The sequence below is a fragment of the Pseudomonadota bacterium genome, assembly GCA_013285445.1.
Classification (GTDB): domain Bacteria; phylum Pseudomonadota; class Gammaproteobacteria; order Xanthomonadales; family Wenzhouxiangellaceae; genus Wenzhouxiangella.
This window is the reverse complement of the sequence record CP053448.1, coordinates 1,826,715-1,849,263: the sequence shown is the minus strand read 5'-3', so window position 1 is coordinate 1,849,263 and position 22,549 is coordinate 1,826,715. Positions and strand designations below refer to the sequence as shown.

Genomic DNA, 22,549 nt, shown 5'->3' with positions numbered 1-22,549 from the left:
CAATTCTCTCTCCGAACAGGTCATGGTGGGTCGCGGGGAGAATGCTAGCGACGGGGCCGCAAGGCCGATTGCGCTGTATCAATAAACCGACGTTTCGTTCAGGCGCCTGCCGGGGCACGGGCCCGCTGTTCAGCTTTCATGCAGGCAGGACATGTTAGATCTGTGCCCAGTTTCATTCCAAGGAGACCATTCGCAATGACGCATACCCACACCCCTTTCATTCGTGCCGGCCTGGCCGGTCTGGTCGTCCTGCTGGCGCTGACGGCCGCCGGCTGCGCCGTTCAGGGGCCGAAACAGGAAGCCGGCATGATCATTGGCGGCATCGTTGGCGGCATTGTCGGCAACCAGGTCGGTGGCGGCAGCGGGCGGCGGGTTGCCACCGTTCTCGGTGCCCTGGCCGGCGGCGCGCTCGGCGGCGCGATTGGCCGCTCGATGGACGATGTCGACCGCATGAAAATGGCAGCGACATTGGAAACAACCCGCTCCGGTGTGTCGACCACCTGGGTGAACCCTGATACCGGCTACGAATATCGGATGGAGCCAACGCGCACCTTTGAGTCAGAAACCGGCCCGTGCCGGGAGTACACGCTGGACGCGCAGGTTGGCGGTCGCACCGAGCAGGTCTATGGAACCGCCTGCCGACAGGCCGACGGCAGCTGGCGCATTGTTGACTGACCCGACTTTGGCATAGACTGGTCGGACCGCGTGGTCGAATCGACAGGGCCACCGACCGAGTGAGCGACGACAAACCAAGGAGCAGTCGACATGACGATCGCAAAAGTAGTTGAAATCAGTTCGGAATCACCGGAAAGCTTTGAAGACGCGATTAACCGGGGCATTGCCAGGGCCGAAAAGAGCCTGAAGAACGTGCGCGGGGCGTGGGTTTCCGAGCAAAAAGTCGTGGTCAATGATGGCCGGATTACCAGCTACCGGGTCAATCTCCGGGTCAGCTTCGTGCTGGAATAACTGGCTGACCGGGTCCGGCCGGTGGCGGGGCTCAGCCGCCGGCCGCCACCTCCGCCAGCGCGTTTTGATCCAGGATTGTCAGCTGCCGGTTGCAGACCCGGATCAGGTCCCGCTCCTGAAAGGCGCTGAGGGTGCGCGAGACGGTCTCCGGCGCCAAGCCCAGATAGCGGGCGACCGAACGCCGGCTGATCGGCAGGTTAAGACACGCGACGCTCCTGCCGCATGCCTGCTGGCGGCGCGCATAGTCCAGCAGGAATTCGGCCACGCGCCGCTCACTGGGATGGCGCTCGATCTGAAGCCGATCGGCCAATCGCTGCATCTCCCGGTACAGGCCTTCGAAAACCAGTTCTGCCAGACCGGGTTCATCGGCCTGACCGAGCAGACACATCGCGTTGAGCACAACCTGAACGCTGCCGGTGTCAACCGCCACAACGCTGCAGCTGGCCGGCCGCCCGAGCACGGCGTCAAAGCCAACCACATCTCCGGGCCCGTGCAGACCCAGAATCTGTTCCTCACCCAGTTCATCGACACGATAGCTCTTAAAGCAGCCGGTGCGGATCAGATAGGCATGCGGGCTGCGCTTGCCGGCGTGGATCAGATACTCGCCGGAGTGGAGTATCCGTCGCTGCGCCGGCAGGGGCGCCTGCGTTTTCCGGGCAGACTGGTGGCGGGCAAGAGCGGCCGGATGGTCAGTGCGAACTGCCGAGAGCTGTGCGTTCATGTTGCGCTTCTGCCTGTATCGATTGCCTGGATATCAGACTAGGCGCAGCACAGCGATTCGCCAATGAGGGGATCCCCGTACCGGCTGTTCAGGGTTGCTCGAGCAGTTGCTCAACCAGCTCGATCCACTGACTGGGCGCAAAAGGCTTGCCAATCACATTGCTGGCCCCGGCTGCCAGGGCGCGCCGGGCCAGCTCCCCTTCCGGCCAGGCACTGAGGATCAACGTCGGCAGCTGAAAGTCGCGCCGCTGCAGCCGCTCCTGCAGCTCGGCGCCATTCATGCCGCCCATGTGCAGGTCCAGCACCAGGCACATCGGCCGTCCGCTGGCGTGCACGGGTGCCTGGGCAAGGTAGGCTTCGGCCGAATCAAAGGCCCGCGCATCCCAGCCGCGTGCCTCGGCCAGCAGCGTCAATGAACCGCGTACAGCTTCGTCATCATCGACGATGAAGACCAGTGGGCGCAGGTCGGGCGACGGCAGTGCATTCATGACGGCTATTCAAGCACAATCGCGTCCAGGCCTCATGACCGGCGTCAATTCCGTGCACGACCGTGAAGGGCAGGCTCGATCCGGATCAGTTCAGCCATGGAGCGCAGCCCCAGCTTGCGCATTGCCCGGCCGCGATGAACCTCGACGGTTCGCTCGCTGATGCCGAGTTCCAGCCCGATGACCTTGTTGGCCATACCGCCTGCCGCCAGGCGAGCGACTTCGAGTTCGCGATCACTCAGTTCGGCGATCCGAGCCGCCAGATCCCGTGCTTCGGCCTGTTGCGCCAGCTCAATGCGATGATCTTCAACGGCACGGTTGATCCGCACGATCAGCTGGTCGGCGCTGAAGTCGGTCTTTTCGAAAAAATCGATTGCACCGTTTTTCAGCGCCTCGACCGCCACTGGCACATCGGCATGGCCGGTCAGAAACATCACCGGCACACGCCAGCCCTCTGCCCGCAGGCGTTTTTGCACCTCGATGCCGCTCGCGCCAGGCATTCTCAGGTCGAGCAGTATGCACGCGGCGCCTTCTGGCGGGCCGGCCGCCAGCAGCTTCTCGCCCGAGTCGTGGCAGCAGACCCGAAAACCGGCGGTGCCCAGCAGCAGCGCCAGCGACTCGCGTACGCCCTGGTCATCATCGACCACAACGACCGTCGCCTGGCCGCCGGTCTCAGTCATCGCCTTCCGGCCTCAACGGCAGCGTGAATCGGAATCGCGCGCCGCCGCCCTCGCGGTTGCCCCCGGTCAGTTCACCACCATGACGTTCGACGATCGATCGGCAGATCGACAGACCCTGGCCGAGGCCGTCGGCCTTGGTCGTAAAAAAGGGACTGAACAATTTTGGGAGATCACTCTCAGCTATGCCCGGCCCGGTGTCTGTGACCAGGAACTCGCACTCGCCGCTGCGGATCCTGCCTTCGATAGCCAGCAGGCGCTTACCGCTGGTCTCACGCATGGCGTCAATCGCGTTCTTGGCCAGGTTGAACAGCACTTGTTCGATCTGGATGCGATTGACAACCAGGCTTCTGAGTCCGGAATCCAGCCGGGTTTCGACGCTGACGCCGTGGGCCTCGATCTCGTAGTTGAGCAGCGTAAGCACATTGTCGACCAGCCGCGCCGGATTGCAGGGCGCCATGCTGTCCGGCTCACCCTTGCGCAGGTAGGCGCGCAGTTGCTCGATGATCTCGCGGGCCCGCTGTCCCTGGCGGGAGATCTGGTCGAGTGCCGGCCGCAGCGAAGATGGCTTTGGCGGCTCGGTGTCGAGCATCATCAACCCGGCCTCGACGGCCGCCGCGATGGCCGTCAGCGGCTGGCTCAGTTCGTGGGCCAGCCCGGAACTCACCTCTCCCAGGGTGCTCAGGCGCGTCAGATGGGCCAGTTCGGCGAAATGCTCGCGCGCTTCGCGCTCGGCACGCTTGCGGGCGCGGATATCACGGGTAAAACCGATAAACAGCTGTTCGCGCTCGCTGACCTCGGCCACCGCCAGGCGCAGTTCAATCGGGCTGCCATCCTTGTGCCGGCCGATCACCTCGCGACCGACCCCGATGATGGTCTCCTGGCCACTTTCAAGATAGCGTCGGATGTAGGAATCATGCCGGCTGCGATCCGGTTCCGGCATCAGCATGCGTACATTCTGACCCATGACCTCGTCACGCGAAAAGCCGAAAATCCGCTCGGCTGCCGGATTGAAGCCGCGCACCGTACCGCTGGCGTCAATCGTGACGATACCGTCGATGGCGTTGTCGACGATGGTCTGACTGCGCTTGAGCTCCTCGGCCAGCTTCCAGCGCAAGCGGTGCTCTTCGGTCAGGTCTACCGCCAGAATGTACAGACCGTCAACCTGACCGGCCTTGTCGCGGCTCGGGATATAGGTGCCGTGAATGAAGCGCGCACCCTTGCGCGCGTAGGGCACTTCGCCGTGGTGGGTTGCCTTGCGCCCGGACAGGGCCCGGTCGAAGCTTGGCCGCAGCGTGCGAAATGCCTCCGGCCCGATCAGGTCCCGGACATGACGGCCGTGCTGCGTTTTCGGGTCCAGATCGAACCATGCACGGTAACCATCGTTGATGAATCGGACCCGGTAGTCACGATCAAGATGGGCTATGAGCACCGGCAGCGCATCCAGCAGGTGGCGCAGCTGGGTCTCGGTGTGGCGCTGTGCGTCGACGGCCTGCTGCTGCAGCGTGATATCGATGCCGGTCGCGATGATGCAGCGAACGCTGCCGTCCGCTTCCTTGAGCACGGTATTGCGCCAGTGAATCAGCCGCCGCTCCCCGGCTCGGGTCAGCCAGTGGTTGGTGTGTTCAACCTCGTCGTGACCATCCTGCAGGCGCGCCGCCGTACCGCGCGTCCCGGCGAGTTCCGGCTCGGGTATCAGGCGCGTCCAGACCGGCTCGCCAACGATATCCTCGGCCGCGTAGCCCGTCAGCTGCTCGCAGGCCTTGTTGAACAGCTCGATGCGACCCTCCCCGTCGAGGACAACCACGAGCTGGCCCGAAATATCGAGCAGCTTGCGCAGCAGCGCAGGATCCCGCGCGAGTTCGGGGTTGACGGCGTTCCCGTGATCTTCTGGGCTCATGCAGGGTCCTGACACGCTGTTCACCGGCAAATACCCGCGCAGCATCGGGCATGATCCGGTAATCTCTGCATTTTAACCGGCTTTGAATCAGGGCTGATGAAGCACTCTCCCGATACCGTGCGACAGGCGCTTGCGCTGCTCGATCTGACGCGACTGGAAGACGATGACAGCGAAGCGGAACTGCGTCTGTTTTGCCGCCGTGCCGATACGCCGTTCGGCCATCCGGCCGCAGTGTGCGTCTATCCCGCCTTCGTGGTCGCCGCGCGGCGCGAGCTCGAAGCGATCGGAATCGGACAGCGCGTTGCGGTGGCCACCGTGGCCAATTTTCCGGCTGGCCGGCCGGATCCGGCCGGCGCGGCCACTGAGGTGCGCCAGGCGATCGCCCTGGGGGCCGACGAGGTCGATGTGGTTTTCCCGTGGCAATCGTTCAAATACGACAACGACGAAGCGACCGGCCGGTCGCTGGTGGCGGCCTGTCGCGAGGCCTGCGGCGAGAAAACGCTCAAGGTGATACTCGAGACCGGCGAGCTGGCCGCCCCGTCGCTGATCCAGCGAGCGGCCGAGCTGGCCGTGGCTGAAGGTGCCGATTTTCTCAAGACCTCGACCGGCAAGACTGCAAACGGCGCAACGCTTGAGGCCGTCGATGTGCTGTTGTCGGTGATTGAGTCAACATCGACCCCGGTTGGACTTAAAGTCTCCGGCGGCGTACGCAGTGTCGAGGACGCCGTCGCCTACTTGTCTCTGGTCGCCGAACGAATGGGCCGGGACTGGCTCCGGCCGGCGCATGTCCGCATCGGCGCATCCGGGCTGCTCGATCAGCTGCTGGCTGCGCTTGAACAAGGCGCGTGATGCTGCGCGAGATCATTCGCCGCAAGCGCGATGGCCAGACGCTGTCGCGCGAACAGATCGAGCATCTGGTCGCCGCAGCGTCCGATGCCAATGCGGGCAGTGAGCAGCTCGGGGCGTTTGTCATGGCCGTGTTCCTCAAAGGCATGGACGACGAAGAAACCACCGCGCTGACCGAGGCCATGCGCGATTCGGGCCAGGTGCTGCGCTGGAATGATCCTGCCCTGCCCGGCCCGGTGCTCGACAAACACTCCACCGGTGGCGTCGGTGACTGCACTTCGCTGCTGGTCGGACCCTGGGTGGCCGCCTGCGGCGGTTTCGTGCCGATGATCACTGGCGCCGGACTCGGCCATACCGGTGGGACCCTCGACAAGCTTGCGGCCATCCCGGGCTATGTCGCCACCCCCGAGCTGACCGTGTTCAGGCGCGTGGTTCGTGAAGCCGGCGTGGCAATCATCGGCCAGACCGACGAGCTGGCCACGGCCGACCGTCGGCTCTATGCCATCCGGGACATCACGTCCACGGTCGAATCGCTGCCGCTGATCGTCGCCTCGATCCTGTCGAAGAAGCTCGCCGAAGGGCTCGATGCACTGGTCATGGACATCAAGACCGGAAACGGCAGCGTCATGCCGGACCTTGCCGAAGCGCGCCGCCTGGCCGACGCCCTGGGCCGTGTGGCCCGCCGCGCCGGCACGACCCTGACCAGCGTGCTTTCCGACATGAACCAGCCGCTGGCCTCCAGCGCGGGCAACGCGCTCGAGGTCGCGGAAATCATTGCCGTCCTGACCGGTCGTCGCCGCGGGGGGCGACTTCAGGCGCTTAGCCACACGCTGGCGGCACAGCTGCTGGTGGCGGGCGGACTGGCGGGTGACTCCGAGCAGGCCGATCGGTGCCTGCAGCAGGCCTGGGACAGCGGTGCCGTGGCCGAACGCTTCGGGCGCATGGTCCGCGGGCTGGGCGGGCCGGCCGATCTGCTCGAGCACCCGCATCAACATCTGCCCGCCGCACCGGTGGTTGTCGAGGTGCACGCCAAGCGTTCCGGGCAGGTTGGCCGGATCGACACGCGCGCGCTGGGCTTTGCGGTCGTGGCGCTGGGCGGCGGTCGCCGACGGGCCGGTGATCGCATCGACCCGCGCGTGGGTCTTTCGGACCTGGTCTCTCTGGGCGACAGCGTTGTCGTGGGCCAGCCGCTGGCGCGCGTCCATGCAGCCGATCACGACAGCGCCGAGGCCGCGGCAGGCGCCGTGCAGGCGGCGGTGGATCTGACCGGGCAAACCCCGCAGGCGCCGGCGCTGGTGGTCGACATCCTGCCGAAGGAGGCGACCTGACATGCCGCGCGCGGTTTTGCTGGTGCTGGACTCCTTTGGCATTGGCGCCGCCCCCGACGCGCAACGGTTCGGGGATGCCGGTGCCGACACTCTGGGCCATATTGCCGAACAGCGCGCCGCGGTCGGCCGGCCACTGCACATGCCCAACATGGCCCGGCTCGGGCTGTTCCATGCCCACCGGGCCGCGAGCGGGCGTCCGGCGGCCGGTGTCCAGCCGCCCGGGCGGGTCGACGCGGCCTGGGGCTACGCCCGGGAAGTCTCGAGCGGCAAGGACACACCCTCGGGGCACTGGGAGATGGCCGGTGTGCCGGTGCGCTTCGAGTGGGGTTATTTCACCGAACCGAACAATACCTTTCCGGCCGAATTGCTCGATGCCCTGATCGAGCGTGCCGAATTGCCCGGCATACTCGGAAACTGCCATGCCTCGGGCACCGAGATCATCAGCCGGCTGGGTGAGGCGCATGTCGAGACCGGAAAACCCATCGTCTACACGTCGGCCGACTCGGTCTTCCAGATCGCAGTCCACGAGCAGTTCTTCGGTCTCGAAAGGCTGTACCGGCTGTGCCAGACCGCCCGCACCCTGCTCGACCCCTACCGCATCGGACGGGTCATTGCCCGCCCCTTCGTCGGCCGCCATGGCGGCGACTTTCGCCGCACCGGAAACCGCCGCGACTTCAGCGTCCCGCCCCCTGCGGCAACCGTACTCGATCGCCTCGTCAGCGCCGGCGGCGAGGTCATTGCAGTCGGCAAGATTGCCGACATCTTTGCGCATCGCGGCATTTCCATACAGCTCAAGGCCGATGGCAACGACGCACTGTTCGACGCCACCGTTCAGGCGCTGGAGCAAGCCGGTGAGCGCAGCCTTGTGTTCAGCAACTTCGTCGATTTCGACATGCTCTATGGCCATCGACGCGACGTGAATGGCTATGCCGAAGCGCTCGAGCAACTTGACAAAAAGCTACCGCAACTTATTGATAGATTTGAATACAATGACCTGCTCATCATCACTGCTGATCATGGCTGTGATCCGACACACCCCGGTACTGACCACACCCGGGAATACGTACCCGTACTGGCTCGTGGCGGCGGACTTTCGCCCGGTCCCTGCGGCGAGCGCTCCAGTTTCGCCGATATCGGCCAGACCCTGGCCCGACACCTTGGCCTGCCCCCACTGCCCGAGGGTATGAGCCTGCATCAAGGGAGACCGACATGAAGCGGATCGATCCGGAACTGCTCGACGAACTGCGGCGTCTGCGCGACAGCGCCTACGCGCCCTACTCCGGCCACCCCGTGGCTGCCGTCGTTGAGTCCGGTACCGGCCGGCGCTTCGGCGGCGCAAACGTCGAGGTGGCCCATTTCAAGAGCATTTGCGCCGAAGCCTCGGCCATTTCGGCCCTGATCTCCGCCGGCGAACGCAGGATCCGGCGCGCCTGGATACTGGGTCCGGGCGATTGCCCCTGCCCGCCCTGCGGCGACTGCCGCCAGCGCCTGCGCGAGTTCGCCGATGCGCGCACCGAGGTCGTGCTGGTTGACGACAGCGGGCTGGTCCACAAGACCTGCACCCTCGATGAGCTGCTGCCCGATGCCTTCGGCCCGGATGGCCTGGCGGGCTGACGGCGCAACCATTCTGGGGTAGTCTGCAGCAATCGAACTGATCCGACTCTGAGCCGAGACCGACCGTGGACCGCAACCCCGACCCTTCTGCCAGCGCCATGCCGACCCTGGTCCTGGTCATTGCCGGCGTCTTGCTCGGCGCAGTGGTCATTGATCTGGCGCTGGTCAGCTGGCTGATCGGCGAGGTTCGCGTCCTGGGCATGGTCGGAGGTGGGGTAATTGGCGCGCTGGCCGCACGCCAGATCAGCCTGGAACGCCGCGTGCGCCGCCTCGAATCGAGCGCACAGGCGGCAGCCGGGCAAGAACACCGCACCGCACGGGCACCGGCCATGCCAGCCGAGACGGTCCGGTCGGCCGAACAACCTGTCGATACGGCGCCGCAGGCCGCGGATGAACCGGCACCATCCCGCGCCGCAGCCCGCGAACCGGCCGCATCGGCCTCACCCGGCCTGGCGCAGCGGCTGTTTGACTGGTTTGGCAGCGGCAACGTGCCGGTCAAAATCGGCCTTCTGGTGTTGCTGATCGGCGTGGCGGCGCTGCTGCGCTATGCCACCGAGCAGGGCTGGCTGAGCGCGCCGATCGAGCTGCGGCTGGCCGCCGTTGCCGCCACTGCCCTGGCCGCGCTGTTGTTTGCCTGGCGAGAACGCAAGCGCCGGCGCGCATTCGCCGTTTCGCTGCAGGGTGGTGCCATCGGTGTCCTGGCGCTGACGGTGTTCGCTGCACTGCGGCTGTACCAGGTGGTGCCGGCTGGCGCGGCCTTCGCGCTGCTGGTGATACTGGTGGCCACAGCCGGCGTGCTGGCCGTAGCCCAGCGCGCCCAGGCACTGGCTGTTCTGGCGCTCATAACCGGGCTGGCCGCGCCCATACTGGTCTCAAGCGGCAGCGGCAGCCATGTCGTGCTGTTTGCCTGGTATGCCGTGCTCAACCTGGCCATGCTCGCCATTGCCTGGCAGCGCGACTGGCCACTGCTCTATCGACTCGGTTTTGCGTTCACATTTCTGATCGGCACGGCCTGGGGTGTGCTGCGCTACCGTCCGGATCAGTTTGCCAGCACTCAGTTCTTCCTCACCCTGTTTTTTCTGCTCTATTTTCTCATTCCGGTGCTGGTCGAAAATCGCCGCCCCGAGGGGCAGCGCAATCGTATCGACGCCGTACTGGTGTTCGGGCTGCCGCTGTTCTGGCTGCCGCTTCAAGCCGGGTTGCTCGACGGTCGCAATGCGGTCATTGCCGCCGCGTCATTGAGCGCGGCAGCGCTTTACCTGGCCAGCGCGCACTGGCTGCTGCGCCGACGTCAGATTCGGCGCCTGGGGCGCGCCCACGCTTTCCTGGCGGTCGCTCTGGCGACGGTGGCCATGCCGTTTGCCTTTTCCGAATCGACCGTGGTCATGATCTGGGCGCTGGAGGGCGCGGCACTGGTCTGGTACGGGATCGATGACCGGTCGCGTCTGTCTCGCCTGGCCGGGCTAGCCCTGATCTCGCTGGCCATGGCGATCTGGCTGCTGGGACATGTGGTGATCAGCGGTCATGATGACGGCGTGCTGCTCCTCAATGCCGTGTTCATTGGTGGCATGGCCCTGACCGCGGCCGCACTGGTCAGCGCCTGGCGGCTTCATGACGCCGGCGCATCGACTTGGCTGGTCAATCTGCTCGCGGCCGCGGCGCTGCTGCCTTGGACCCTTGCGGCGCTGATCGAAATCGATCGCCACGTTCCGGCTGGACTTGAGGTCGACAGCTTCCTGCTGTGGCTGGGACTGACCGCCGCACTGACGGCCGGCGCCCACCGCGCCCGCGCCTGGCCGGTAACCGCACTGGCCTGCGTCACAACACTGGCTGCCGGCGTGTTCGCCGCGCTGCAGCAAACTGCGCTCAGTGGCTGGCCGCTGGCCGGTTACGGCACGCCGGCCTGGCTGGCCTTCATTGTCCTGGCCTGGCTGGCGCGCCGACAACTACGGACGGCCCTGCCCGGCTGGCAGGCGCTGGCTGCGCTGGGCATTCAGGCATCCCTGGTGGTCATGCTCGCCTCGGTCCTGGTGTACCTGGTCGATACGCGACTGGCGTTGGCCGTTGGCTGGCACTGGCTGGCCGCCGGTCTGCCGCTGCTGCTGCTGATTGCCTGGCTGCAGGCCGACGGCACACCGCTGCCGGGTCCGCCGTTGCCCGCCGGCGATGAACGGCACTGGCCACTGACTGCGGCGCTGGCGGCCGCCACGCTCGGATTGCTGGCCAGCCTGGCCAGCGCCGGACAGGCACGGCCGCTGCCGTTCGTGCCACTGCTCAACCCGCTGGAGCTGACTCAGGCCGCGGCGCTCCTGCTGCTGCTGCGAGACGCCCGTTCGCCGCGGGCCCGGCCGGCGAGCGGCTGGCTGCCCTGGGTGGGTGCGCTGGCAGCGCTGAGCGTGACCTTGATGGCCCTGCGCGCCGTCCACCATCTGGCCGATGTCGCCTGGTCGCAATCGGCCATGCTGGCCTCACAGACCGCGCAGGCGACGCTGACGGTCACCTGGACGACGCTGGGTGTGATCGCCTGGATCAGCGGTTCACGGCGCGAACAGCGCGGACTGTGGCTGGCCGGCGCACTGATTCTCGGTGGCGTGCTGCTCAAGCTCATCCTCATTGACCGCAGCTATCTGTCAAACGTCGCCGGCATCGTGTCATTTCTCGGCTTCGGGCTGCTGTCAGTACTGGTCGGTTACCTGGCACCGGCGCCACCGCGCAGCACGGCGGACTCGTCTGCCCGGACAGCCGGTCCATGACCCGATTCACCGTCCTGCTGATATGCGCCCTGGCCGTGCCGGCCGCGGCCCTTGGCCCGGATGACTTCGCCTGGCGCTGGTCACTCGAAGGCAATGCCGATCACGCAATCTACCGGGTCGCATTGACAGCTCCGCTCTACCGCGCGCTGCACCGGACCGATGGCGGTGATGTGCTGATCACTGATGTCGATGGTCAGGCAGTGCCTTTCGCGCGACTGCCTGCCAATCGACTCGTCGAGCCGCGGCAGGCGTCGGCGGCGTTGGACTTCGAACAGCGCAGACACGCTGCCGACGATGAGCAGTCACAACTGCCTGGCCTGGAGCTGCACCATCGCGGCACGACACTGGTGCTTGGACCCAACGGCCGCGTGCGGCCGGACGATGCCTGGGGGCGACTGTTGTTCGAGGCGCTGATTGCCGCGCCGCCGCAGCCACCCCCGCTGCCGCAGCAACGTCTCCGCCTCAGCGTCCTGAGCGACCGTCCGGTCGAACTTGACTGTCGCCTGCGCGAGGCCGACAGCGATGCACCGGCCCGCACGCGAATGAATCTGACGGCGGTCGCCGACTCGCGCCCGCTGCGCCTGTCGGCATCTGCTGTACTGGCGGCCGATGAAGCACTTCCCGCCGGCTGGCACCTGGCCTGCTACGGGCAAACGCTGCCGCGCGGCTTTGAGCTGGAGTCGGTCATTATCGAGGCCGAGGGCCGACGGTCGCATGCCGGGCACATCGATCTGCAGCCAGAGATAACCGCCGACGAAGAGCAGGCCGGCATTTTCCACTTCAACCTGGACGGGCCGTTTGTCATCGAGCAGGCCCGCATTGAGCCACTGCAGGCCAATGTCCTGACCCGGGTACGTCTGCAGTCTCGTCCCGACGATCAGGCCGCCTGGCGTCCGCGCGGTGAACTGACCGTGGCAACGCTCGCCGCCGTCGACGCGCCACGGCGCAGCATGTTGCTTGACGGCACGCACCGTGATCGCAACTGGCGGCTGATCAGTGACCCCGCCCTCGGCAATGCGCCAGCCGTGACGCTGCGCGCGCGCGCCGAAGAGCTGGTATTTCTGGCCCAGGGCAGACCGCCCTGGCGGCTTTATGCAGGCGGGCTCAAGGCCAGCTCCGGGCTGCCGGTCAATGCGCTGCTTGACGAGGCTGTCGAGAGCCTGGGACCCGCCTGGCAGTGGCCACGCATCGTGCCGACCAACCGCACCCGGGCCGCCGGCGAGGCCGCGCTGGCCGAACCGTCCGATCCGGTCGACTGGCAACGACTGCTGCTGTGGCTGATACTTGCCCTGGCCGCCGCGCTGCTGGCCATGATGGCGATCCGGATTCTGCGCCAGGACGGGTAGCGCAAATCAGCCGATCAGTTGCAGCAGCGCGTCACTGCAGGCCAGGTACTCGCCCTCGGTGCGCTTGGCGCGGTACATCCAGACGTCGGCGGCATGAATCAGTTCATCGGCGGTCTGTCCGTCATCCGGGTAAACGACTGCTCCGATACTGGCCGAAAGCCGCAGCTGCTGTCCGCGCAGCTCGAGCGGCTGTTGTATCAGCGCGGCCAGCCGCTCGGCCAGCGCCGGCAGTTCGGCCATACGACCTTCATCAAAGCGGGCCACGGCTGCGAATTCATCGCCACCGATTCGTGCAATCAGCATATTGTCGTCCAGCTCGCGCCGCAATCGTCTGCCGATGCTGGCCAGCACACGGTCGCCGGCGGCATGGCCATGTCGATCGTTGACCGGCTTGAACCCGTCGAGATCCAGATACAGTATCGCGACCCGCACTGTCCCGGCAGAGCCGGCTTGGGCAAGCCTGTCCGATATCGCCCGTTTTAGCTGTCGACGGTTGGGCAGACGGGTCAGGGTGTCGTGCTCGGCCAGCCAGCTGGCCTGCCGCGCCTGTTCCTCGCGCAGCCGCACGTCGCGCTCAAGGGAGCGCCGAAACAGGAAATTCTCGCGCGAGTAACGGTCGCGCAGCGCCTGGCTCACCGCGCCCACCAGCGTGATACCGCCGAGAAAGAACAGGTTGGCGATATAGACAGGTAGCTTGTCCGGTGTGGTGAAATCCTGCCCGAACAAGCCGATCGCGCCATAGGCCATGATGATGGCAAACGCCAGCAGGCTGCTGATCAGGAGCCCGAGATAGGTCAGCATGTAGACACCGGCGATGATCAGTACGAGCCCTCCGGCGTAGACCTCTGCTGCCGTGTCAGCGGGTTCGGCCAACAGGATCATGAGCGCAACACCGGCCGCCATGACCGTGAACATGTAGACCATCAGGCCGGTGTAGTGCCTGAGGAAGAACGGTTGCCAGGTCAGAAGCAAAACCGGAAGCACGCCGCCAACGATGACCGCCCGCAGCAGCCATGCCGTCGTCAGAGCAGACGGCATGGCCCAGATATCGAGCAGGCCAAAGGCAAGATTGAGCGTCAGCGCCAGAATCGACGCGAACCGGCTCAGGCGTATCTTCTCGCTGCCCAGCGCGTTCTGGTAGGCCTGCTCCAGGGCAGGCGCCGAGAACCGAAATCCCAGCGGCGCTGACTTCATCCCTTCCCTCCACGATCCCGAGCCCTTGATCGCTAGCGATCGATCGGCGTCAGCTTAGGGCATATCGAGCCCGACTGCCAGCGTATACCCCGCTGGCGCTGTCGGTCTTTACGCGCTAGGCTTGGGTCAGCTCATCGAGGGTTGGCCGTGTGGGGTCTTTCAGCGCAGGTCCGGTCAGGCGATTTGTCGTGGTCAGCATCGTGCTGCTGGGGCTCGGGACCCGTGCGGCGGCGGATCCGATCGTTGTTGGCGGCGAAGCCGGGTATCGCCCCTACGAAAGCCTGGGCCCAGCGGGTGAGCCGGTCGGTTTCAATATCGACCTGATGCGAGCCGTTGCCGATGCGACCGGCAGTGAAGTGCGCTTTCGCCTCAGCTCGTGGGAGACCATGCGGGAGGCCCTGCAGACCGGCGAAATCGACGTACTCGGGATGTTCGTCTCCGAACAGCGCGCACAGCAGGTCGACTTCGCCCGCCCCCACCTGATCGTCCATCACCGGATCTTCATTCCGGCCACGGCAGAGCGGATCAACAGCATCGAGGAACTGGCCGGCAGGTCGGTCATCGTTCAGCGCCAGGCCTATAGCCACGAATACCTGCAGTCGTCCGGCCTGCAGGTCGAGCTGGTGCTGGTCGAGACCGACGCCGAAGGCCTGGAACTCCTGGCCCGCGGTGGACATGACGCCGCCCTGCTGACCGAATACCGCAGTCGCTACACCCTGCAGGAGCGCCGGCTCGAGCGTCTGGCGGTTTCCGGCCCGCCGGTGCTGCCGGTCGAATACGCGCTGGCGGTCAGGGAGGGAAACCAGGCGCTGCTCGAGACCCTCAATCGCGGGCTCGACGAGGTCATGTCCAGCGGCGAGTTCGACCGCATCTACGCGCGCTGGCTGCAGCCCTACAGCGATGATGGTTCGTCCGATGAAGCGGCCGGTTTCCGAATGATCAGCGGCGTCATTGCCCTCGCCCTGGTCATGCTGTGCCTGTGGCTGCTGGTTCGCCTGCTCATGTCACGCCGTCAGACCCGGCAAGCGCAGGCACGCCTCGTTCATCTCACCCGGTACGACAGACTGACAGGCCTGCTGTCCCGACATGCGTTCGAGCGACAGCTCGAAGCGCTGTGCGAGCAGCCATCAGCCGTCGAACATGTCTTGCTGCACATCAATGTGGACCGGTTTCGTATTGTCAACGACACCGTCGGCCACGCTGTGGCGGACGAGGTGCTGCGTGCACTGGCCGACCGGCTCAAGCGTGGCTTTCCTGCTGGAACGCCGATCGCGCGCCTTGGCGCCGACGAGTTCGCCGTGCTCTTGCCCGAACGCAGTTTGCAGGGTGCGGTGGCCTGCGGCGAAAAATTGCTGGCCGATCTTCATCGGCGTCCGCCAGAACCCTTGCTCGGCTATCAGCACATCGGGCTGAGCATTGGCCTGGTATCGTTTCAGCCCGCCACAGACCGCATGCCGGACGTGCTGCGTCGCGTCGACTGCGCCTGCCTGGCCGCCAAGGAAGACGGCGGTGACCGCGTTCACGTCTGGAAACCGGACGACCGGCGCCTGGCCGAGCGATTCGGTGAACGGGTCTGGATCGATCGCATCCATCACGCACTCAGCGAACAGCGCATGCGGCTTTACTGGCAACCGATCGTTGCGGTCGGACCACCGCCGCATCGCATCAAGGCGGTTGAGATTCTGATCAGGATGCAGCCATCTGAAGCGCAGAATGAGCCGATTGCCGCAGCGAAGTTCATGCCCGCCGCAGAGCGCTACTTTCTTGCCCAGCAGATCGACCGCTGGGTGCTCGACAGTCTGCTGGACTGGATGCGGGACCACGAAAAAGCACTCGCATCACTCGATCGCATCAACGTCAACCTGTCGGGCCGCAGCCTCGGCGACCGATGCTTTCTCGATCATCTCGGTGGCCTGATTGACCGCCACCGGGACCTGCTCGGGAAGCTGTGTCTGGAGGTGACCGAAACCGCCTTGATCAGCAATCTCGAACAGGCCCGTACCGTGCTCGAGCGGGCCCATCGCGGTGGATGCAGCATTGCCCTCGATGACTTCGGTACCGGGGTGTCCTCAATGAGCTACTTGCGCCACCTGCCGGTCGACTGTCTCAAGATCGACGGCATTTTCGTGCGCGACATCGCCCAGGACCGCAGCGCATTCGAGTTTATACGGGAGATCAACCGACTGGCCCAGACCATGGGCAAGGTGACGGTTGCCGAATGCGTGGAGACCGGAGAGGTGGCCGAAGCACTGGCAGAAGCCGGCATCGATCGAATGCAGGGCTATCTGATCGGCCGTCCCGCGCCCATCGCGACGTTACCGGAGGCCCTTGCAGACAGCACGCTGGCCCGCGCCGGACCGGTCTGAACCGGAAAACCGGGACACCGGGTTACGCACTCCAGCCTCCCCAAAAAAGCGGGGCGCCGCAAATGCGACGCCCCGTAAAGGATCACAGAGTCTGATTACTGTTTGATCCGGTCAATCAAAACGCGTTCTGGCCGAGCACATCGTGCGTCCAACCGGCCGTCCAGTCGATGGTGCCGAAGGCGCCGCGATAAGGCACGAAGTCAAAGAACTCGACCGGTTCACCGGTGGCCAGATCAACAACGCGCAAGCCGCCCGACAGCGCAGGCGAACCGTCCATCGGCATGAAGCCGTCAAGCATCGGATCGGCCACTTCATTGCCCGGCAGGCTTTCGAACAGCTGCTGAACCGTCCATGGCGAACCATCCTCGTCGCGGAACAGGCTGCCGCAGTTGTTGATGATGGTGCCGGCAATCGCTGTATCGCCGGTCAGAGCAGCCGGGGCACCGGCAGCGGTGTAGGTCGGGATATCGACAAACCGGATACAGTTGGCTTCGAAGCCGGTGACGACCGCGTTCCAGACCTGGCCAGCCGTGCCTTCCTTGAAGCGGATGCCATCGCCAGTGCCTGCCGCGCCAACCAGAGTGACGTTGGAAACGACCGGCGTAGCACGAGGCAAGGCGTCGTCGTTGTCGGGATTGTTGGCCGACTCGAAACCGTGGTCGCCATTGGACGCGTCGGTGTAGACCATCAGGCCGTACTGAATCTTGCCCGAGAAGCCTTCGTCCCAGTCAAAGCCGTCATCGTTACCGGCCGTGCCGACGATGTAGCGGGCGTTGGCGGTGCCGCCGAAGAACTCAATGGCATCGTCGAGGCCAGCATAGGCCTGCAGAAAACTGATGGTCGTGCCGTTGCCCACGCCCTGCAACGTGAATGCATTCACTTCACGGTTGGGCTGGAATTCGAAGCCGCCGTAACGCACCTGCCAGTACTTGATCACGCCGCTGCTGTCGGCCGGATCGTCGCCGCCATAGCGCAGGGTCGGATCAAACTCCGAGAAGCACAGGTTGTCGTCCGGGCTGGAGTTGCACGGCGCGTTGCCGGAAACCACCAGACCGCCGACTTCGCCGGGCTGCGGAACCGTATCGGCAATAAAACCATCGTTCGGTGTGGTCAGGACGATCGGCGCATACGGCAGTCCTTCAGCGTAGATCTTCGAGCCCGGATTGACGTAGAGATAGTCTGCCGTACCGCCGGCGCCGACCAGAACCGAGCCCGGTTCGATCGTGACGGTCGACTGGTTGGCGTTGTCATTGCCAATCTGTACCAGGCCATTGAGCACCCAGGTGGTGTCGTTGGTCAGCAGCAGGTCCTGATCCTCGTAGACCCCACTGAGCACACAGGCGCGCTCCAGTCCCTGGGCCGCCGTGGCAAAAGCGGGGCAGCCGGAGAACTCGTTGACGTAGACACACTGCGGGTGGGCGGCTTCAGAAACCGGCGTCAGCCCCTCAAGCGCAACGTCTTCGATTCCCAGCTCGTTGTCCAGATCGAAAACGACGTCAATCGAAGTGCAGCTGTTCAGCACAACCTCGGCCGAACCGACGGTATCGACAGTGGGCGCGGAAAACGGAAACCCGAAGCTGCCGCCGCTGACGAAGAACACGTCACCGGAGGCCTGGAACTGGTGCTCCTGAAAGAGCATGTTGAATACCAGCCAGAACGGATTGCCGTCGCCGTCGAAGCTGAACACGGCGCCAAAGAGCAGCCCGCTGCCGTCGGGATTCGGCAAATAATCGAGGGAAATACCGCGCCCGGACTCGCTGGGGCTGAACCAGTTGCCATCGAGCGTCTCGGTTGGCTTCATGGCGGCCTGGGTCGCGCCAGCGACCAATACGCCAGCCAGCGCCAGACTGGACGCCTTGAAAATAGAACTAAGCTTCACGTGAACCTCCTGCTTTGGATTAAAAAATACCAGTTGCATCTGGAGCCCTGACAATAGTCAAGGCTTGTGATAGTCGGCTTTCAGATTTGCGACAATTGCGTTACAACGCCTACCGGGTATAGCGAAACGACAGACCAAACTTGCGTCCACGCTTGTAGCGGCGTGTGATCTCGTCTCCCTGGGTGAACTCGACCGCCGGATCAAGCAGGTTGTCGATACTCAGGCCCAGCTGCCAGTGGTCGCCAAAGCGGTATTTGAAATTGAAGTCGAGCTGGCCAAATGGCTGTTCGAATATATCGGGCTGGCCCAGCGTACCTGCACGCGAGATCCGTTCACCAAAATTGTTATAGGCCAGCGTCCACTCGAAGCGCTCTGAGGGGCTGTTGTAGCCAACCTGAACATTGGCGACCCAGGGGGAGGCGCCCTGCAGCGCCCGGTCGGGATTGGTCGAATTGGACGCGCTCGGGTCGATGCTCACGCTGCTGGTGATATCGGCGTAGTTGGCCGCCGCGTAATAATTCTCCAGGCCAATCTCGCGCAGCCATCCCAGCCGGATTCGATCGAGCCAGCCCCACTCGTTGACGAACCCAAACCCGCGGTAGAAATCGAGCTCCCAGCCCTTGACGTTTGCACCCAATGCGTTTTGCAGGGTAATGATGGTGCCTGAGCCGCCGGACGAGGAGATGCGCTCGATCGGATCGTCAATGTCCTTGGAAAACCAGGCCAGTGAAACACTGTCGACTTCGCTAAAGTAATACTCGATGCGCGCATCGTAGTTTTCGATCGACGAAACGCGCAGATCCGGGTTGCCGACGGTTCTCAGGTCGATCAGAGGATCAATGAAGGGGCTGGGCGAGATCTCACGGAAGTCCGGACGCGACAGGGTTTCTGAATACCCAAGACGCAGCTGGGCGCTGTCCATGAACTGCCAGGTCACTGATGCCGACTGCAATTCATCGCTTTCATCGATCGTGCCTACTGTCGGCGGTGCCGTCGGATCGGTCAGGTTATTCGAGATCACTTCCTGGAAATTATCTTCCATGCGCAGTCCGGCCACTAGCGAGAGCCTGTCGAACAGATCAGCCTCCAGCATTGCGTAGCGCGCATTTAGGCTTTGCTGTGCCGTATAGTTGTCGGTGGGCGTAGTGCCCTCTCGCAGGCGCAAGCCACGCGGACCGATCAGCTCCGGTGCCAGTATTTCTTCCTGGCCCAGACTCCCGCTGTCGCCAGGAATGGCACCGACAAAGCTGAACGTCCGGATGGTCGATTCGCGGGACCGCTCGATCCGGTCCAGCCCGCCGCGCAGAGTCACGCGCACCGGACCGAAATCAGGCAGCGTCTGAGTGAGGTCCAGCGACCAGTTGCTCAAGTCGTCATCGACTGTCGTCCAGGACTGGGAATTGCCGTCCGCCCGCCTGGAAAAATTGAATATGCCATCTTCATTGTCGTCGTCCCGACGCCAGGTTCGACTGTTGGGATCCTCACGGCTGGCGCGCGCATCAGTGTGTTGCCAGTCAACCTGAAGACTGATACGCTCAATGCGGTGCTCACCGTAAACCTGTCTCGAGAACAGCTCGTTTTCCGTCCATTCCAGGCTAAAGCGCTGCAGCTGCTGACTGTCCTGGATGCCTTCAGAGAAGCGCGTTTCATCCTCGGACTGGCGCAGTAGCATGAGGTTGAAACCCAGCCGCGTCCAGTCAGACAGGTCCAGTCCAGCGTTGAGAAAAGCGCTCAAGTCAATGTTGCGCACGGTGCGCTGGATAATCTGCTCGTCCCTGGGCTGCAGACCGGTATTGCTAAAGCGGAAGGAATTGCGCGTCTCCTCGCTCAGGCGCCACTGATCGCTGTAGCGAACCGCGCTGAGAAAACCCCAGCGTGAATCCTGACCAACCTGGAATGAATTGCCGGCCGAAACGGACAGACTGCGGTCGGCCGGCAACGATTTCTTGTTGACGCTGTAGGCCGATTTTTCGGCCAGTTCCTCACCAATCGCTTCGAGCTCTTCCGGAGATACCCCGTCGGGATTGAAGACATTCGAGGGACGCAGGAACGCGCCATCGGCGATTCGCTCGGCCAGTAGCGGCGGCACTTCCCGCGTGCCATCATCATAGCCGGTCCAGTCGCGCCCGCCGCCAGGATAGCTCATGCCGGTCTGGCCGGTCGATTTACTGTGATAGGCCGTGCTGACGCCGATGCTGAACAGTGCTTCATCCGGAAAACCGAGGGTGGTGAGCTGAACGGTCCCGCCACCGAATTGCCCCGGCATGGACGAATCGGCCGTCTTCTGAATGACGATCTGGCTGATGATGTCAGTCGGAAACAGATCCATCGGCAGCACGCGCCGGGTCGGATCGGGACTGGGGAGGCTGGAATGGTTGAGGCGAACACTGGAATAGCGCTCGCCGAGCCCGCGCACGTAGATGAACTGGCCATCGACCAGGGTCAGTCCGGTGACGCGCTTGAGCGCAGCCCCGGCATCGGAATCGCCGGCACGAGAGATCTGCTCGGCGCTGAGTACGTCTGTGACGGCTGTCGACTCGCGGCGAATCGCGACGACCGACGACAGGCTTCCGGCGATGTAGGGCTCGATCACCACGTATTCGGCCAGCTCCAGACCGGCCGGCGGCAGCTCGAAGTCGCGGCGCGTTTCGCTGTCGGCTTCGATGCGGACACCGTCGACGGTGCGCGTGGCAAACTCGCTGTGGAGCACCGACACGGCGTATTCGCCGACCGGCAACTCGAACTGAAACCGACCGTCTTCGTCGGTACGGGCCTCGATCGGCGTGCCGCTGACAAAGATCCGCGCACCGGCCACGGGCGATCCGTTCTCAGTGGAGACCACGCGACCGAGCAGTACGCCTTCACCGTTGTCGACGGCGGCAGTCGGTCGTGCCTGCTCCAGCGACGGCTGCCCTTCCCCGTGCGAGCTTTCGACGCTGACCAACGCCCGCCGCTGCTCGCCGGTCAGGGTAACGATGTACTGCGCCACCTCGCCGGCGTGAACGCGCACCGGCATCACGGCCAGCGCCATCGAGTGCTCGTAGAGGGCCAGGCGCGTATCGCCGGGCCGCACGCGGCCCTGCCAGGTTCCGTCGGCGTCCGTCTGTCCGGCCTGTTCGCCGATTTCCACCCGCAGACCGGGCACGGGCCGGCCCTGCTCGAACACCAGCACGCGGATATCGGCGGCCTGCTCCTGGGCAAGGACGCTGCCGGCCGGGGTCAGCCCGGACAGCAGCAACAGGCAAACGAGCGCAAGACGCCAGCTCATTGTCGAATTCCTCGAGAGTCTTCGAATGGTCAGATGCAAAGCCACGGTTCCTCGGCGCACTGCGCCATGGCCCGTCTCAATTCGCTGGCCTTGCGGAACAGGTCGTTGCGGGTCAGCCGGCCCAGATGCGCTTCGGCCTGCTCGTAGCGGCCGGTCTTGAACAGCGCATAGGCCAGCGCATAGCGAATGTCTTCGTCGTCGAGCAGTCCGGTCCGGATCAGGTCGCGCTCCATGCCCGAGGCCTGATCAAAACGACCCAGTTCAATGAAGATGGCCAGCCGCTGCTTGAGCTTCTTCGCCTGGTCGATGACCTGGGCGTTGAGCGTCAGGGCCTGCATCAGCCAGCCGGCCCGGCGATAGAGTTCCGCGGCCTCCGCCTTCAGTGATGGGTCGCGGCGGGCGGCATCATGAAGAATGCCGGCGGCCGACAGGATCTGGTCAAGGTCGATCCAGGTTTGTGCCAGAACGCGAGCCAGGCGCAGATTGTCCGGAGCCTCGAGGCGTGCTGCCTCCAGAATCCGCAATGCCTGCTTGGTCTCACCGGCTTCGCGCAGGGCATTGCCGATAGCGACGGCATCGTCGACCGTCGCCTTGCCCCGGGCCATGAACGCCTGGCCGCGGTCGGCGGCTTCCTGAAAAAGCCCCTGATCGACCAGCAGGAACACTTGCTGGCGGGTGAAGTCACCGCCACGATCCGGAAAGCGTTCGGCGCCGCCCAACAGCACCTGCCAGGCCGCATCCAGTTCACCGAGCTGCCAGTGGGACTGGGCACGCATCAGATACACCGACGGCAGCTCCGTGGTCGCCGGTTCGGCCGAGTCAAGCGCCTCGATGGTGCCGGCGAAATCGTCCTGGCCGAAACGGGACTGGGCCAGATAGAGCCAGATCACGTCGGCCGGTGGCCTATCGGATTCGGTGCCGACCTCGATGGCGCGCTCGAAAGCGGCTTCGGCCCGGGCCAGTTCGTCAAGATTCAGCGCCACCAGACCATCGAGGCTGTGATAGCGCACCTGGTCCAGTTCCGGATTGTCGAGATCCACTCCGGCAAGCACGCCACGCGCCCGGTCGTAGTTGCCGTCGCCGATCAGCAGCGCGGCCAGCGACAGCCGGTCAACCTCGTCGTTGGCAGACGCAGCCGGGCCATCCTGCGCTTCGGCCACGGTCGACGCCAGCAGGACGATCAGCGGGAGGAAGAACCTGCGCATGG

Annotated in this window: 17 protein-coding genes; 9 read left to right on the top strand and 8 right to left on the bottom strand. The window is 64.6% G+C overall.

The genetic code is table 11. The features are described 5' to 3' along the window. Positions 1 to 195: 195 nt before the first annotated feature. Positions 196 to 675, top strand: coding sequence for a glycine zipper 2TM domain-containing protein (locus HND55_08395; GenBank protein QKK02661.1), 480 nt, complete (start codon positions 196 to 198; stop codon positions 673 to 675). 90 nt (positions 676 to 765) lie between these two features. Continuing rightward, complete coding sequence (locus tag HND55_08390) at positions 766 to 966, top strand: dodecin domain-containing protein (protein QKK02660.1); 201 nt, start codon at positions 766 to 768, stop codon at positions 964 to 966. 31 nt (positions 967 to 997) lie between these two features. On the opposite strand, the gene HND55_08385 is transcribed toward HND55_08390, so the two are convergent. The 4 genes from HND55_08385 to HND55_08370 all read right to left on the bottom strand — a co-directional run bounded on the left by HND55_08385 (position 998) and on the right by HND55_08370 (position 4,748). Beyond that, positions 998 to 1,687, bottom strand: a complete 690-nt coding sequence (locus tag HND55_08385; GenBank protein ID QKK02659.1) for a Crp/Fnr family transcriptional regulator — start codon at positions 1,685 to 1,687, stop codon at positions 998 to 1,000. Positions 1,688 to 1,775: 88 nt separating this feature from the next. Then, entirely contained in the window at positions 1,776 to 2,174 is a 399-nt protein-coding gene (locus tag HND55_08380; protein ID QKK02658.1) for a response regulator, read from the bottom strand. Positions 2,175 to 2,218: 44 nt separating this feature from the next. Continuing rightward, a complete protein-coding gene (locus tag HND55_08375) occupies positions 2,219 to 2,851 on the bottom strand; it encodes a response regulator transcription factor (GenBank protein ID QKK02657.1) in 633 nt (210 codons plus the stop codon). Beyond that, positions 2,844 to 4,748 carry a PAS domain S-box protein gene (locus HND55_08370; protein ID QKK02656.1) on the bottom strand — a complete coding sequence of 635 codons (1,905 nt, stop codon included), beginning with the start codon at positions 4,746 to 4,748 and terminating at the stop codon, positions 2,844 to 2,846. The genes HND55_08375 and HND55_08370 overlap by 8 nt, the downstream gene beginning before the upstream one ends. Positions 4,749 to 4,844: 96 nt before the next feature. Between HND55_08370 and deoC the strand changes: the two genes are divergently transcribed. From deoC to HND55_08340, 6 genes are all read left to right on the top strand, one after another. Next, positions 4,845 to 5,597, top strand: coding sequence for a deoxyribose-phosphate aldolase (gene deoC, locus HND55_08365; protein QKK02655.1), 753 nt, complete (start codon positions 4,845 to 4,847; stop codon positions 5,595 to 5,597). Then, on the top strand, positions 5,597 to 6,922 hold the full coding sequence (gene deoA / locus HND55_08360; GenBank protein ID QKK04043.1) for a thymidine phosphorylase: 1,326 nt from the start codon (positions 5,597 to 5,599) through the stop codon (positions 6,920 to 6,922). Before deoC ends, deoA begins: the two co-directional genes overlap by 1 nt. Before the next feature lies 1 nt (position 6,923). Next, the gene (locus HND55_08355) at positions 6,924 to 8,135 is read left to right on the top strand and encodes a phosphopentomutase (GenBank protein QKK02654.1); all 1,212 of its coding nucleotides are present in this window, start codon (positions 6,924 to 6,926) and stop codon (positions 8,133 to 8,135) included. Beyond that, positions 8,132 to 8,536, top strand: coding sequence for a cytidine deaminase (locus HND55_08350; GenBank protein ID QKK02653.1), 405 nt, complete (start codon positions 8,132 to 8,134; stop codon positions 8,534 to 8,536). The genes HND55_08355 and HND55_08350 overlap by 4 nt, the downstream gene beginning before the upstream one ends. 65 nt (positions 8,537 to 8,601) lie before the next feature. After that, positions 8,602 to 11,289 (top strand): DUF2339 domain-containing protein, encoded by a 2,688-nt coding sequence (locus HND55_08345; protein ID QKK02652.1) that lies wholly within the window; start codon positions 8,602 to 8,604, stop codon positions 11,287 to 11,289. Then, positions 11,286 to 12,635 carry a DUF3999 family protein gene (locus HND55_08340; protein QKK02651.1) on the top strand — a complete coding sequence of 450 codons (1,350 nt, stop codon included), beginning with the start codon at positions 11,286 to 11,288 and terminating at the stop codon, positions 12,633 to 12,635. Before HND55_08345 ends, HND55_08340 begins: the two co-directional genes overlap by 4 nt. Before the next feature lie 6 nt (positions 12,636 to 12,641). Here HND55_08340 and HND55_08335 read toward each other — a convergent pair whose 3' ends face one another. Then, complete coding sequence (locus HND55_08335; GenBank protein QKK02650.1) at positions 12,642 to 13,829, bottom strand: GGDEF domain-containing protein; 1,188 nt, start codon at positions 13,827 to 13,829, stop codon at positions 12,642 to 12,644. 188 nt (positions 13,830 to 14,017) lie between these two features. Here HND55_08335 and HND55_08330 point away from each other — a divergent pair, with 188 nt between their 5' ends. Continuing rightward, a complete protein-coding gene (locus HND55_08330) occupies positions 14,018 to 16,195 on the top strand; it encodes an EAL domain-containing protein (protein QKK02649.1) in 2,178 nt (725 codons plus the stop codon). Positions 16,196 to 16,310: 115 nt separating this feature from the next. Here the strand turns inward: HND55_08330 and HND55_08325 are convergent, their stop codons facing one another. The 3 genes from HND55_08325 to HND55_08315 form a co-directional block, all read right to left on the bottom strand. Next, positions 16,311 to 18,074 carry a hypothetical protein gene (locus HND55_08325; GenBank protein ID QKK02648.1) on the bottom strand — a complete coding sequence of 588 codons (1,764 nt, stop codon included), beginning with the start codon at positions 18,072 to 18,074 and terminating at the stop codon, positions 16,311 to 16,313. A 109-nt stretch (positions 18,075 to 18,183) separates the two neighbouring features. Then, positions 18,184 to 21,342, bottom strand: coding sequence for a TonB-dependent receptor (locus HND55_08320; protein ID QKK02647.1), 3,159 nt, complete (start codon positions 21,340 to 21,342; stop codon positions 18,184 to 18,186). Positions 21,343 to 21,371: 29 nt separating this feature from the next. Further along, a complete protein-coding gene (locus HND55_08315; protein QKK02646.1) occupies positions 21,372 to 22,547 on the bottom strand; it encodes a tetratricopeptide repeat protein in 1,176 nt (391 codons plus the stop codon). Positions 22,548 to 22,549: the final 2 nt, after the last annotated feature.

Bases quoted from the DNA above. Each gene is read 5' to 3' on its own strand.
- HND55_08350 (QKK02653.1), top strand. From the start codon at position 8,132: ATGAAGCGGATCGATCCGGAACTGCTCGACGAACTGCGGCGTCTGCGC.
- HND55_08375 (QKK02657.1), bottom strand. From the start codon at position 2,851: ATGACTGAGACCGGCGGCCAGGCGACGGTCGTTGTGGTCGATGATGAC.
- deoA (QKK04043.1), top strand. From the start codon at position 5,597: ATGCTGCGCGAGATCATTCGCCGCAAGCGCGATGGCCAGACGCTGTCG.
- HND55_08380 (QKK02658.1), bottom strand. From the start codon at position 2,174: ATGAATGCACTGCCGTCGCCCGACCTGCGCCCACTGGTCTTCATCGTC.
- HND55_08315 (QKK02646.1), bottom strand. From the start codon at position 22,547: ATGCGCAGGTTCTTCCTCCCGCTGATCGTCCTGCTGGCGTCGACCGTG.
- HND55_08395 (QKK02661.1), top strand. From the start codon at position 196: ATGACGCATACCCACACCCCTTTCATTCGTGCCGGCCTGGCCGGTCTG.
- HND55_08340 (QKK02651.1), top strand. From the start codon at position 11,286: ATGACCCGATTCACCGTCCTGCTGATATGCGCCCTGGCCGTGCCGGCC.
- HND55_08385 (QKK02659.1), bottom strand. From the start codon at position 1,687: ATGAACGCACAGCTCTCGGCAGTTCGCACTGACCATCCGGCCGCTCTT.
- HND55_08320 (QKK02647.1), bottom strand. From the start codon at position 21,342: ATGAGCTGGCGTCTTGCGCTCGTTTGCCTGTTGCTGCTGTCCGGGCTG.
- HND55_08335 (QKK02650.1), bottom strand. From the start codon at position 13,829: ATGAAGTCAGCGCCGCTGGGATTTCGGTTCTCGGCGCCTGCCCTGGAG.
- deoC (QKK02655.1), top strand. From the start codon at position 4,845: ATGAAGCACTCTCCCGATACCGTGCGACAGGCGCTTGCGCTGCTCGAT.
- HND55_08355 (QKK02654.1), top strand. From the start codon at position 6,924: ATGCCGCGCGCGGTTTTGCTGGTGCTGGACTCCTTTGGCATTGGCGCC.
- HND55_08370 (QKK02656.1), bottom strand. From the start codon at position 4,748: ATGAGCCCAGAAGATCACGGGAACGCCGTCAACCCCGAACTCGCGCGG.
- HND55_08390 (QKK02660.1), top strand. From the start codon at position 766: ATGACGATCGCAAAAGTAGTTGAAATCAGTTCGGAATCACCGGAAAGC.